Source organism: Bacillus cereus group sp. MYBK222-1 (assembly GCF_051916425.1).
Lineage (GTDB): Bacteria > Bacillota > Bacilli > Bacillales > Bacillaceae_G > Bacillus_A > Bacillus_A paranthracis.
On sequence record NZ_JBQAGP010000005.1, the window covers coordinates 179,406 to 192,503 of the forward strand.

Here is a 13,098-nt window from a genome sequence, read left to right on the forward strand (position 1 = left end):
AAGGAGACTTATATATGTTATTTACTGAAGAATTACGTAACCATGTTGGTGAGCTAGTGCAAGTTGTGACAGCGGTCGAAATTGTTGCGGGTATTTTGTTATCTGTGACAGACGGGGCAGTAAGTGTTCGTACTTCTCCTTCTTATGGACCACCGGAAGATGTAGTTGTACGTATTCCTATCATTTCTTATGTTCGCTTGGAAGGGTAAGCGTGGTACAAGTATGAGGGTATCAGTTATTATTCCGGCGCATAATGAAGCGAGTACTTTATCACAAGTCTTAGTAGAAGTGGAGAAATTGAAACCATATGAAATTATCGTAGTAGATAATGGGTCGACAGATGGAACAAAAGAAATAGCCTTACAACATCATTGCCATGTCATTTATTATAAATATTCTCTTGGTAATGATGTTGGACGGGCAATTGGTGCAAGAGAAGCGAAAGGCGACATTGTTTTGTTTTTAGATGGTGATATCGTCATTGATCATAGAGAGCTGCAACGTTTTATAAAAGGCATTCAGCAAGGCCACCAAATTGTTGTGAATAATTTAACATGGTCCGTTTATTTAAAGATGAGACCGCATTATACGACAGTTGGAAAATTTATGTTGAATCGTTATTTGAATAAAAAAGAGCTTGTTGTTGGATCTTTAATCGCAATTCCGCATGCAATGAGTAGGGAAGTTATTCAGAAGTTTGGTTGGTGGAATTTAGCGGATCCAGCACTATTTCAAGCGATGGCGATGTCTAGAGGAGTAGATATTGTCGATATGGCTTCAGTCGATGTCATTCATACAAATAAAGTGCGTCCTGTTCATACTGGTACATCACCCGGTTCTCCTTATCCGAAAGCGACTAGCCGTATTATGGGGGATCATTTACGTGCTTTGCAATACGTAATCGAAATATATGGTAAGCGTGGCGGCTTTTCGGAAGGAAAGAGGGATAGAGAATTTATAGGAAAGTATAAACCAATTTTATTACAAAGAGAAAAAGCAAAATATAGTGCGATTATCCCAGTATCAGAAGAAAAGACGACTATAAGATCTGTTATACAAGAAGTGAAAAAAGCAGGTATAGATGAAATTATAGTTGTTGCGAATGGAGCGGACGTTGAGACAGTTAAACAAGCAAAGCTAGAGAATGTCATTGTTATTGAATTTGAGGAAGCGCTTGGACATAATGTAGCCCGAGCGATAGGAGCTATGCATGCTACGGCCGATATTTGTTTATTTGTCGATGGTGATTTTGTTATTCCAGGGGAAAAACTAATTCCATTTTTACATGCTATCGAAGATGGAAATGATGTGGCATTGAATGATTTACAGTGTTTATTAGATATGTTTCATCCGGCAGACCCAATTAGCATGGGAAAATATTTTGTGAATTTGGTAGCGAAACGACCAGATTTATGGAATAACTCATTAACGGCAGTACCACATGCTATGCATAAAAAGGTAATAGAGAAAATCGGATATGATTCTCTTATCATTCCACCACTCGCTCAAATGAAAGCTATTTTGGAGGGATTTTCTATTACAGCGGTAGACTTTGTAGATGTCATAAAAACAAATCGAGTACGCCCAGAGCAACATGGATTTGTAAATGGGCGTATTCCAGCATTTGATCGTATTTTCGGTGATCAACTTGAGGCGATTGCATATTTATTGCAATCCACAGACGAGCGCGGGGGTTTTACAGATGGAGAGCGGAATAGAAATATCATTCAACAATTGAGAAAGGAAGAAGAGAATACAGATGAATGTTAGTAGTACAGTTGCCATTATCGGATTAGGATATGTTGGTCTTCCTTTGGCAGTTCATTTTGCAGAGAGAGGACATACAGTGCTTGGATTAGATAAAGATACTAGAAAAATAGAATCAATTATACAGGGAGAAAGTTATATTCCAGATGTTTCTTCTAAATTGTTACAGAGTTTATTGACTAGAAAAAAATTAATAGTCAATACACCGGATCAAGGTATTGCTGATTTTCAAAATAGTGATTATGTTATTGTCACTGTCCCAACTCCAATTAATGAACAAAGAGAACCGGACTTAAGTGCCCTTATTTCAGCTTCGCATTATATACAACAAAACCTTCAAAAAGGACAAACCTTCATTTTCGAAAGTTCCACATATCCAGGTACGCTCGAGGAAGTTATTATTCCGATTATTTCTCAAACAGGAAAAAAGGTAGGAGAAGATTTCTATATTGGGTATTCTCCTGAGAGAATTGACCCAGCTAATAGTCAATATTCAGTTCAAACGATTCCAAAAGTCATTAGTGGACAAACAGAAATGTGTAAACAAAAAGTACAGGCTTTGTATAGCACTATATTTGATGTAGTTGTTCCAGTTAGCTCCCCAAAAGTAGCAGAAATGTGTAAGCTATTTGAAAATATTCAGCGCTTAGTCAATATTTCATTAGTAAATGAGTTAAATACACTATGTGAAAGTTTAGGAATTGATTTTTATGAGGCACTTGAAGCGGCATCTACAAAACCGTTTGGATTTACGCCGTATTGGCCAGGACCAGGGATAGGGGGACACTGTATTCCGGTAGATCCTTTATATTTCCAGTGGAGAATAAAAAAGAATGGAGCAATTAGTCAATTAATTGAGGCGGCACATGTAATTAATGAGGAAATGCCAGAGAAAGTGGTCCGGAAAGTAAAAGGTGTGGTGCAATCACCTGCAACGGTTTTAATTGTAGGGATTGCATATAAAAAAGATGTAAATGACTTAAGAGAATCGCCAGCGTTGCCAATTATTGAATTGTTAATAAAAGCAGGATATGAGATAACGTATCACGATCCATATATTTCTTCTGCAAAATTTGGAGATAAGGTGTATCAATCTGTTTCTTTGGATGAACAAGTCGTTAAACAAGCGGATTGTATTTTAATTTTAACAGACCACTCTAATATCGATTGGAAGGTTTTTAAAGGGATAAAGCAAGTCGTAGATACACGTGGAATTATAAAGAAGGTGAGTGTATGAGTAAGAAATGTTTAATTACAGGTGGAGCAGGATTTATTGGATCGCATTTAGCTGAAGAGCTGGTGAAAAGAGGTTATGATGTCACTATCGTTGATAACTTCTATAAAGGGAAAAATAAATATCATGATGAGTTAATGAAAGAAATTCGGGTTATTCCAATAAGTGTTTTAGATAAAAATTCTATTTATGAATTAGTAAATCAACATGATGTAGTGTTTCATTTAGCAGCAATTTTAGGTGTGAAAACGACAATGGAAAAGAGCATAGAGCTTATTGAAACGAATTTTGATGGAACGAGAAACATTTTACAAGCAGCGCTAAAAGGAAAGAAGAAAGTAGTTTTTGCGTCTACTTCAGAAGTATATGGTAAGGCAAAGCCGCCCTTTTCTGAAGAAGGAGATCGATTATACGGTGCAACCTCTAAAATACGTTGGAGTTATGCAATTTGTAAAACGTTAGAAGAAACATTATGTTTAGGATACGCTTTAGAAGGTTTACCTGTAACGATTGTTCGTTATTTTAATATTTATGGTCCAAGAGCGAAAGATGGTCCGTATGCAGGGGTAATCCCACGATTTATCCGCGCAGCACTGCGAGGAGAAGACATTCTCGTATATGGAGATGGAAAGCAGACACGTTGTTTTACGTATGTAAGTGATGCGGTAGAGGCAACGATTCGAGCAATGGATGAGAAGGTAAATGGTGAGATTATTAATATAGGTTCTGAGAATGAAAAGAGTATAAAAGAAGTAGCAGCAGTAATAAAAAAATTAACGAATTCTTCTTCAAAAATTGTTCAAGTTCCTTTCGAAGAAGTATATCCACATGGCTTTGAAGAAATTCCAAATAGAAGACCAGATGTAACGAAATTAAGAGAACTTGTTCAATTTCAAGCGAAAGTAACGTGGGAACAAGGGTTGAAAGAAACTATTAAATGGTTTCGTGAAGAAAACAATGGCTAAGTCACTATCGATTATTATACCTGTATGTAATGAAGTGGATACGATTTCAGACGTTATTCAATCGGCAAAAGGATTAAATCCAGTAGAGATTATTGTAGTAGCAAACGGTTGTAACGATGGTACAGAAGAGGTTGCTGATCATTTAGGGTGTAAAGTAATCAAGTATACAGAGCTACTGGGGAATGATGTGGGCCGTGCAGTTGGCGCAAAACACGCGATAGGTGATGTATTACTATTTATAGATGGAGATTTTGTTATTCAAACTTCAAAGTTACAATTATTCCTAAATCCAATTTTACATGATCAGGCCGACATCGTTTTAAATAATTTGGATGCGTTATTTTTAAAGAAACAAAAACCGCACTCAGTGACAGTGTGGCGCCAAATATTAAATGCAATGTTAGAGAGTGAGGAGTTAAAAATTGACTCTTTATTATCTGTACCTCATGCGTTGACGAAAGAAGTTGTTCAAAGCATTGGGTATGAATGTTTTGTTAATCCTATTGTCGCTCATTTACGTCTTGTTCAAAGCAAATGGAGAATTAGTCGACATTGTGCAATTGACGTTATTACACCAAATAAATTTCGGCCGACCGAGCATGCTGCGTATGGCACGGGTCTTTCTCATTCTGAAAAACGGATGATAGGTGACCATATAGAAGCTGTAGCGGAGCGAATAGTAGGTAGCGATGAGCGCGGAGGGTATTATGATGGAAATAGGAAAAGAGATAGTGTCTATCATACTTTAGATTTTGAAGATTTTTATCAAGGATGGGGCGTTACATCGAATTTGTATAAGGGAAAGCAATTATCGGTCATTATTCCTGTACAAGATGAAGAGAAAACAATTGGAAACGTTATAGAAGAACTTCGCAAAATTGAACCTTTTGAAATTATCGTTGTTGTAAATGGTTCGTCTGATCAAACAGCAACGATTGCAAAAGAAAAGGGAGCAACGACAATCGTATATAAAGAAGCACTCGGAAATGATGTGGGGCGCTCACTTGGAACGTATTTCGCAAAAGGAGAAATTGTATTATTTATAGACGGCGATTTTGTTATTCCAGCAAGTGAGTTATATCCTTTTGCAAAAGCTATTGCAGATGGAACAGATGTTGCATTAAATGATCTAAATCATTATTTAGATTTAAGAGTACCGCTTCATCTTGTAACTGCATTTAAATATGCATTAAATTTAGCTTGTGATAGAAAAGATCTAGGCGTAGGCTCTCTTATTGCTGTACCGAATGCATTTAGTCGTAAGTGTTTGAAAGAAATTGGATATAGATCTTTACTGGCACCGTGTGTAGCTCAAGTGAAAGCTATTCTTTCAGGATTTGAAGTTGCATGTGTAAGTCGTGTTGAAGTCGATAAGATGAACCGTATTCGACCCAGTGAACATTTTGCTAAAATAGGTCATCCACCAGCTGTACTTCGAATTATTGGTGATCATATAGAAGGGTTAGAGCAATTAATTGCATTAACAGGCAGTCGTGGTGGATTCCATGATGGAAATAGAAAAAGAGATATTTTATAGGTAACAAAAAAGTGTACAACATATGTACACTTTTTTGTTCTGTTATAAAAACTATAACAGATTAGGAGATAAGAGTATTACAGCTCTACAATGGGTATTGTTTTTATATTACAAAATAGGACTCGTATATAAGAATACCAAAAAAATACAATTAAGGAAAGGGTTAATTTTAAAGACTTTAAAATGAAGTTAACACTATGTATATAGTAGTTTGCTCAACATTTCACAAACATGTCACAACTATTTCGTTCACTTTCGTAAAAAAGTAGTATTCTAAGTGTGTAAGCTGTTATATAAAAAATCTTAGTCCTGTACTAATCAAAAATGGAGGAGATTAGGATGACTCAAGTATTAGAAAATGTTAAAAATGCATGGGAAAACTTTAAAGGTGAAAAATGGAAAGCAGAGATTGATGTTCGCGATTTCATTTTAAATAATGTAAACGTTTACGAGGGAGATGAATCTTTCTTAGCGGGAGCAACTGAAGCAACGAAACAACTTTGGGATCAAGTAATGGATTTAACAACGAAAGAACGTGAAAACGGTGGCGTTCTTGATATGGATACAAAAATTGTTTCTTCTATTACATCACATGAACCAGGATATTTAAATAAAGAGACTGAAAAAGTAGTCGGTTTCCAAACTGATAAACCATTTAAACGTTCTTTACAACCGTATGGTGGTATTCGTATGGCGGAACAAGCTTGTGAATCTTATGGATACGAAATGGATAAAGAGCTTAGTCGTATTTTTAGAGATTGGAGAAAAACTCATAACCAAGGTGTATTTGATGCTTATACACCAGAAATGAGAGCTGCTCGTAAATCAGGTGTTATTACGGGTCTTCCGGATGCATACGGACGTGGACGTATTATCGGTGACTACCGCCGCGTAGCATTATATGGAGTAGATCATTTAATTGAAGCGAAGAAAGCAGATTTAAATTTAACTGGCGGTGTAATGAGTGAAGATACAATGCGTTTACGCGAAGAGTTATCTGAACAAATACGTGCACTTCAAGAGTTAAAACAAATGGCTGCTTCTCATGGCTTTGATATTTCTAAGCCAGCAACAACTGCTCAAGAAGCATTCCAATGGTTATACTTCGCATATCTTGCAGCAATTAAAGAGCAAAACGGAGCTGCAATGAGTCTTGGACGTACTTCTACATTCTTAGATATTTATATTGAAAGAGATTTAGCAAATGGTACTTTAACAGAAGAAGACGTACAAGAAATTGTGGATCACTTCATTATGAAATTACGTCTTGTGAAATTTGCAAGAACACCTGATTATAATGAATTATTCTCTGGTGACCCAACTTGGGTAACTGAGTCTATCGGCGGTATGGCATTAGATGGCCGTCCATTAGTAACAAAGAACTCATTCCGTTTCTTGCATACACTAGATAATTTAGGACCAGCTCCAGAACCAAACTTAACAGTTCTTTGGTCTAAACAATTACCACAGAACTTTAAAAACTACTGTGCGAAAATGTCTATTAAAACATCAGCAATTCAATATGAAAATGATGACATTATGCGTGCTGACTACGGCGATGACTACGGGATTGCTTGTTGTGTATCTGCAATGAGAATCGGTAAACAAATGCAATTCTTCGGTGCACGTGCAAACTTAGCAAAAGCATTGCTATATGCGATTAACGGTGGTAAAGATGAAAAATCTAAAGCACAAGTTGGTCCTGAGTACGCACCGATTACTTCTGAAGTATTAGATTATGAAGAAGTTATGCATAAGTTTGATATGACAATGGAATGGTTAGCGGGTCTATATTTAAACACATTAAATGTTATTCACTACATGCACGATAAATATAGCTATGAACGTATTGAAATGGCACTTCACGATACAAATGTTCTTCGTACAATGGCAACAGGTATCGCGGGTCTATCTGTAGTAGCAGACTCTTTAAGTGCAATTAAATACGCAAAAGTAAAACCAATTCGCGATGAAAACGGAATTGCAGTTGACTTTGAAATTGAAGGAGATTTCCCTAAATACGGTAACAATGATGACCGTGTAGATGAAATTGCTGTAAATCTTGTGAAAACATTTATGAATAAACTTCGTAAACATAAAACATATAGAAACTCTGTTCATACAATGTCAATCTTAACAATCACATCTAACGTTGTATACGGTAAGAAAACTGGTAACACTCCAGATGGTCGCCGTACTGGAGAACCATTTGCACCAGGTGCGAACCCGATGCATGGACGTGATACAAAAGGTGCGTTAGCTTCATTATTATCTGTAGCTAAATTACCATATGAAGATGCACAAGATGGCATTTCTAATACATTCTCTATTATTCCAAAAGCACTTGGTAAAGAGGATGAGGTACAAGTACGTAACTTAGTGTCAATGCTTGATGGTTATGCAGTAAAAGAAGGACATCACTTAAATATTAACGTATTTAACCGTGAAACATTAATGGATGCAATGGAACATCCTGAGAAATATCCACAATTAACAATTCGCGTATCTGGTTACGCTGTAAACTTTATTAAATTAACTCGTGAACAACAAATCGATGTAATTAACCGTACAATGCATGAAAGCATGTAAATGAAAAAAGTGTCCCTCTGCATTTTATAAATAGCAGAGGGAGGCTGTTTCAATAAAGGAGGAAGTAACATGGTAAAAGGAAGAATTCATTCTGTAGAGTCTTGTGGTACTGTTGATGGCCCAGGAATTCGTTATGTCATATTTACACAAGGGTGTTTATTACGTTGTCAATATTGTCATAATGCTGATACGTGGGAGATCGGTAAAGGAAAAGAAATAACAGTCGAAGAAGTAATGCAGGATGTGACATGTTACCTTCCTTTTATTGAAGCTTCCGGAGGCGGTATAACAGTTAGTGGTGGGGAACCATTATTACAACTAGATTTCTTAATTGAATTATTTAAGAAGTGTAAGGAAATTGGAATTCATACAACAATTGACTCTTCGGGTGGTTGTTATTCTGAAGAACCAGAATTCCAAAATAAGCTAGATATTTTAATGGAGTACACAGATTTAGTTTTATTGGATTTGAAACATATTGATTCAAAGAAACATCGTAAATTAACAGGAAAACCAAATGAACATATTTTACAATTTGCTCGTTATTTATCGGATAAGAATAAACCGATTTGGGTACGACACGTATTAGTTCCTGGCATTACTGATAATGAGGAGGATCTACAAAAACTATCTAGTTTTATTCAAAGTCTGTCTAATGTTCAGAAAGTTGAAGTGCTACCATACCATAAGCTTGGTGTATATAAATGGGAGGCACTTGGGCATAAGTATCCACTCGCAAATGTAGAACCGCCTACTGAAAAAAATGTAGAAGAAGCAAGACATATTTTACAAGCAGTCTAATCCAAATGTTGGGTTAGGCTTTTTGCTTTCTTTACAATAAAACCTAGAGTATATATGGAGAAAAGAGTATACTGAAAATAGAATATCCATATTTTTGTAAGGAATAAGTGGAGAAATTTACATAATTGTAAAGGGAAATCAAAATAGTAAAAAGAATTAAGAAGTAAAAGAGTGAGTATCATGGAATAGAGAACATTTGTAAGTTATTGCGAAAGCTCTTATAGGAAAGTATAATGTAAAGATATGAGCACAGATAGGATTAAGGGGTCAATCTTATATGCTTTGCATATCCACGACAGGTACATAGCTGAAAGAGAAATATTAGAGTCTGTTTATGTAATTTTTAAGGAAAATGTTTTTCCTATTGTCGTATATGCAATATGGAGAAACAATAAGCTAGGAGTGGATTTGTTTGATAAAAAACCCCAAGGTTTTAATATTAACTGCACATTACGGAAACGGTCATGTGCAAGTAGCGAAAACATTAGAACAAACATTTCGCCAAAAAGGAATTAAAGATGTAATTGTATGCGATTTGTTCGGAGAATCACATCCGGTTATAACCGATATTACAAAATATTTATATTTAAAAAGTTATACAATAGGAAAAGAATTGTACCGCTTGTTTTATTATGGCGTGGAAAAAATTTATGATAAAAAAATAGCATCTTGGTATGCTAATTTTGGAAGAAAACGTTTGAAATTACTTTTACAAGCGGAGAAACCGGATATTGTTATTAATACGTTTCCGATTATAGCTGTACCAGAATTAAAAAAGCAAACAGGTATTTCAATTCCTGTGTATAACGTATTAACGGATTTCTGTGTGCACAAAATATGGATTCATCGGGAAGTAGATCGTTATTTTGTAGCAACTGATCACGTAAAAGAAGTTATGGTTGATATTGGTGTGCCTGCGGAGCAAATTGTTGAAACTGGAATTCCGATTCGTAGTAGTTTTGAGTTAAAGATCAATTCAGATATTATATATAATAAATATCAGTTATGTAAGAATAAAAAGATTTTACTAATTGTAGCAGGTGCTCATGGAGTATTAGGAAGTGTAAAAGAACTATGCCAATCATTTATGTCAGTACCTGATTTACAAGTAGTTGTTGTTTGTGGGAAAAATGAAGCGTTAAAACAGGATTTGTTAGGGTTACAGGAAAAAAATCCTGATGCATTAAAAGTATTTGGTTATGTAGAAAATATTGATGAACTATTCCGTGTTACTTCTTGTATGATTACAAAGCCAGGCGGTATTACGTTAAGTGAAGCGGCAGCATTGCAAGTACCTGTCATTTTATATAAGCCTGTTCCAGGACAAGAAAATGAAAATGCGATGTACTTTGAAAGAAAAGGGGCTGCAGTTGTCATTCGTGATGATAGTGAGGTTTTTGCAAAAACAGAGGCGTTATTACAAGATGATATGAGGCTTCTTCAAATGAAAGAAGCGATGAAAAGCATTTATCGTCCAGAGCCAGCTGATCATATTGTGGATACAATTTTGGCAGAAAACCATGTAGAACCGAATCATATACCTATTAAATCACCTGCTCTTGCACAATCATTTACTTAATATGAAACCCTCTTTTGTATGTTTAAAGAGGGTTCTTTATTATTTTCGAAGATAAAGACTTATCCACATGAAGAGTGTGCTTTCATTAAACAGTAAAGTCGGAATATTAACAACTATATCCACATTATCCACAATTTTTAGAAAAATATCCACAATTCTAACATTTGATGTGCGTTACGATATATAAACTGGTGAAAGGTTTGCCTAATTTATTCACAATTCTATAAATTATGTGGATAACGTTATCCACATAAAAAAGGTTCCTTATTTATAAGGAACCTTTTTCCTACTCTATCACGTAGAAAAAATATGTAATGAGAATGAATAATTAGGGGGGGGAGAACTTCTAATTATTCATTCTCACTTTAAATACTTTTCGAGCGATAACCCGCTGCGCGATCTGCTTTACGAAATTCTCGTTGGTAGAGAACTTCTTGTGTACTAGATAATGCGTTTTTTGCTTTATCACGTTTCTTTTTATCCATTACAAATCACCTCGTGTCCTAAAGTCACTATTTATCGTTTCCAAAGACATGGGGTGATATACGTATATATCAAAATGTTAATGGTTAATTATTATTTCTGAAAATTTAGATTATGCTTCTTTTAAGTGATGAGAATCTTGGAACGTTGTATCTCGCATTGTAGCAAGTGTATATTGATCTTTTGGAATTTCATATAAGTTATATACTTCTTCATTTGCGTTAATTTCATCATAAACGGCTTTTCTTGTTTCGTTTGCTAGGTTTACATATTGTAATTTTTCTGCAGCTTTAATAGAACGAATATTTATTTTGCGAATACGCATAAAGATCGTTTCAATATCTAACTCGTAGAAAAGTTCGCTAAAAAATGAATCTTTTGCCAATTTATTGTAGCCTTTTCCGTGATAAGGTTTGCCAAGCCATGTTCCAAGGAATCCGGCTTTTTCTTGCACATCAAATAAAGTAATTGTTCCGATAGGGTTACCCCATTCATCTAAAATTGTGCGTGAAATTAATTCCCCACGCTCTTCAGCTTCAATCGTTTGTTTCGTTAAAAATAAATATTCCTCATAAGAATAAGCCTTTTGACGCACAAAAGGGAAGACAGCTGGATCCACCATTAACTCGTATAGAACGTGGCTGTCGTGTAAGTCGCGTTTTTTCAACATACTAACTCCTCCTCACACGAGGGTAGCATGACGAAAAAACACCCCACCCTCGAAATTTTTATATCAATCTTTAAAAAATTTCGGGGTGGGAATCGAACCCACTAGAACCAGTTTCTAACGCTGGTGGCGCACCATTTGCCTTCCCCATTCATCAATTTGAAAATGATAATCACGACACAAATTGATTATGGTTTCATTCAGTTTATAATCGTATAATACTTTATCTAGTCAAAAAAATAAACTAGTTTTTTTTATTTTTTTTGTAAATTATTTTTCCATCAATCATAGTTAGTACAGGCTTGGCTAAATAATGGAAAGGATGATGGGTCCAGAGCACAAGATCAGCGTCTTTTCCAGCCTCAATGCTTCCAATTCTATCCTCTAAACGTAAATTTCGCGCTGGAAATATAGTGATTCCTTCTAGTGCAGTTTTTTCGTCTAATCCTTCCCTTACTGCGACAGCAGCACAAACATTTAAATATTGAATGGGTGTATAGGGGTGATCTGTTGTGATGGAAACTTCCACTCCATTTTTTGATAATATATGGTAAGTATCCCACGTTTTATTTTTTAGTTCGATTTTAGAACGGCGTGTAAGCGTGGGGCCAACTGAAACCTTCAAATTGTGTTTTGAAAGTTCTTCAACAATAAAGTGTCCTTCTGTACAATGTTCAATACGTAAATCAAGATTGAACTCTGTTGCAAAGCGTAGAGCGGAACTAATATCATCTGCTCGGTGAGCGTGGATACGTACGGGTATTTCACGGCGTAATGCTTTTAAAATAGGAAGCATTCGAAAATCTGCTTCATGCCCGTAGTGCTGTGCTTCATAAAATGATTCCCGAAGTAATCCCATAATTCCCATACGCGTAATGGACTCTTTTGTTCCATTACTATGGACTTTTTTAGGATTTTCGCCAAAGGCAATCTTTAAGCCAGCAGGTTCTTGAATGATCATATGATCAATACAAGTTCCGGCTGTTTTTATTACACAAGTCGTACCACCGATAATGTTTTGACTTCCTGGCATAACGTGAACAGTTGTAATTCCATTTTGTACCGCATCTTTAAATGCAATATCCAAAGGGTGGATTCCGTCTAAAGAACGGATATGGGGTGTTGAAACTTCAGACGTTTCATTTGCATCATTGCCAGCCCAACCAGTACCTTCATCATAGAGACCAAGATGGGTATGGACATCAATAAATCCAGGTAAGAGATGAAGAGCACGTGCGTCTATAACTGTCATATCTTGAGTAGGTTGAATGGAAGGCTTGACCTCAGCAATTTTTTCTCCTATAACGAGTACATCCCCTTGAAATTTTTGGGATGTAATAGGATAGACAATGGCTTGTTTGAGCAATATTTTCATAGGTACCTCATTTCTGTTACTTTATAATGTTAATGGAATGTAAGGGAAAGTAACTGAAAGATTATTTGTGTAATAATGCTTCGGATGCTAGAAAATAAAAG

The 13,098-nt window shown here is 35.7% G+C and carries 11 protein-coding genes; 8 read left to right on the plus strand and 3 right to left on the minus strand.

Features of this window, described 5'->3' with window-relative positions:
• The first annotated feature begins 14 nt into the window (after nt 1-14).
• The 8 genes from ACTFR9_RS21335 (at nt 15) to ACTFR9_RS21370 (ending at nt 10,472) form a co-directional block, all read left to right on the plus strand.
• Nucleotides 15-209 (plus strand): hypothetical protein, encoded by a 195-nt coding sequence (locus ACTFR9_RS21335; protein ID WP_000899481.1) that lies wholly within the window; start codon nt 15-17, stop codon nt 207-209.
• Nucleotides 190-1,770 carry a glycosyltransferase family 2 protein gene (locus tag ACTFR9_RS21340; protein WP_113733009.1) on the plus strand — a complete coding sequence of 527 codons (1,581 nt, stop codon included), beginning with the start codon at nt 190-192 and terminating at the stop codon, nt 1,768-1,770. Before ACTFR9_RS21335 ends, ACTFR9_RS21340 begins: the two co-directional genes overlap by 20 nt.
• The gene (locus tag ACTFR9_RS21345) at nt 1,760-3,004 is read left to right on the plus strand and encodes a nucleotide sugar dehydrogenase (RefSeq protein ID WP_001103216.1); all 1,245 of its coding nucleotides are present in this window, start codon (nt 1,760-1,762) and stop codon (nt 3,002-3,004) included. Before ACTFR9_RS21340 ends, ACTFR9_RS21345 begins: the two co-directional genes overlap by 11 nt.
• Nucleotides 3,001-3,966, plus strand: coding sequence for an NAD-dependent epimerase/dehydratase family protein (locus ACTFR9_RS21350; RefSeq protein ID WP_000037033.1), 966 nt, complete (start codon nt 3,001-3,003; stop codon nt 3,964-3,966). The genes ACTFR9_RS21345 and ACTFR9_RS21350 overlap by 4 nt, the downstream gene beginning before the upstream one ends.
• Entirely contained in the window at nt 3,959-5,503 is a 1,545-nt protein-coding gene (locus tag ACTFR9_RS21355; RefSeq protein ID WP_001129990.1) for a glycosyltransferase family 2 protein, read from the plus strand. Before ACTFR9_RS21350 ends, ACTFR9_RS21355 begins: the two co-directional genes overlap by 8 nt.
• Before the next feature lie 339 nt (nt 5,504-5,842).
• The gene (gene pflB / locus ACTFR9_RS21360; protein WP_000195487.1) at nt 5,843-8,092 is read left to right on the plus strand and encodes a formate C-acetyltransferase; all 2,250 of its coding nucleotides are present in this window, start codon (nt 5,843-5,845) and stop codon (nt 8,090-8,092) included.
• Between the two features lie 69 nt (nt 8,093-8,161).
• Complete coding sequence (pflA, locus tag ACTFR9_RS21365; RefSeq protein ID WP_000238472.1) at nt 8,162-8,893, plus strand: pyruvate formate-lyase-activating protein; 732 nt, start codon at nt 8,162-8,164, stop codon at nt 8,891-8,893.
• Nucleotides 8,894-9,305: 412 nt separating this feature from the next.
• Nucleotides 9,306-10,472 carry a diglucosyl diacylglycerol synthase gene (locus ACTFR9_RS21370; protein WP_000594702.1) on the plus strand — a complete coding sequence of 389 codons (1,167 nt, stop codon included), beginning with the start codon at nt 9,306-9,308 and terminating at the stop codon, nt 10,470-10,472.
• A gap of 365 nt (nt 10,473-10,837) precedes the next feature.
• Here ACTFR9_RS21370 and ACTFR9_RS21375 read toward each other — a convergent pair whose 3' ends face one another.
• From ACTFR9_RS21375 to ACTFR9_RS21385, 3 genes are all read right to left on the minus strand, one after another.
• Entirely contained in the window at nt 10,838-10,957 is a 120-nt protein-coding gene (locus ACTFR9_RS21375; RefSeq protein WP_000358480.1) for a YfhE family protein, read from the minus strand.
• A 110-nt stretch (nt 10,958-11,067) separates the two neighbouring features.
• Nucleotides 11,068-11,625, minus strand: coding sequence for a GNAT family N-acetyltransferase (locus ACTFR9_RS21380; protein ID WP_000914738.1), 558 nt, complete (start codon nt 11,623-11,625; stop codon nt 11,068-11,070).
• Between the two features lie 241 nt (nt 11,626-11,866).
• Nucleotides 11,867-12,997 carry an amidohydrolase gene (locus tag ACTFR9_RS21385; protein ID WP_000698301.1) on the minus strand — a complete coding sequence of 377 codons (1,131 nt, stop codon included), beginning with the start codon at nt 12,995-12,997 and terminating at the stop codon, nt 11,867-11,869.
• Nucleotides 12,998-13,098 lie beyond the last annotated feature (101 nt).

Coding starts and splice junctions, on each gene's coding strand:
- ACTFR9_RS21375 (WP_000358480.1), bottom strand. CDS start 10,957: ATGGATAAAAAGAAACGTGATAAAGCAAAAAACGCATTATCTAGTACA.
- pflA (WP_000238472.1), top strand. CDS start 8,162: ATGGTAAAAGGAAGAATTCATTCTGTAGAGTCTTGTGGTACTGTTGAT.
- pflB (WP_000195487.1), top strand. CDS start 5,843: ATGACTCAAGTATTAGAAAATGTTAAAAATGCATGGGAAAACTTTAAA.
- ACTFR9_RS21335 (WP_000899481.1), top strand. CDS start 15: ATGTTATTTACTGAAGAATTACGTAACCATGTTGGTGAGCTAGTGCAA.
- ACTFR9_RS21345 (WP_001103216.1), top strand. CDS start 1,760: ATGAATGTTAGTAGTACAGTTGCCATTATCGGATTAGGATATGTTGGT.
- ACTFR9_RS21380 (WP_000914738.1), bottom strand. CDS start 11,625: ATGTTGAAAAAACGCGACTTACACGACAGCCACGTTCTATACGAGTTA.
- ACTFR9_RS21385 (WP_000698301.1), bottom strand. CDS start 12,997: ATGAAAATATTGCTCAAACAAGCCATTGTCTATCCTATTACATCCCAA.
- ACTFR9_RS21340 (WP_113733009.1), top strand. CDS start 190: ATGTTCGCTTGGAAGGGTAAGCGTGGTACAAGTATGAGGGTATCAGTT.
- ACTFR9_RS21350 (WP_000037033.1), top strand. CDS start 3,001: ATGAGTAAGAAATGTTTAATTACAGGTGGAGCAGGATTTATTGGATCG.
- ACTFR9_RS21355 (WP_001129990.1), top strand. CDS start 3,959: ATGGCTAAGTCACTATCGATTATTATACCTGTATGTAATGAAGTGGAT.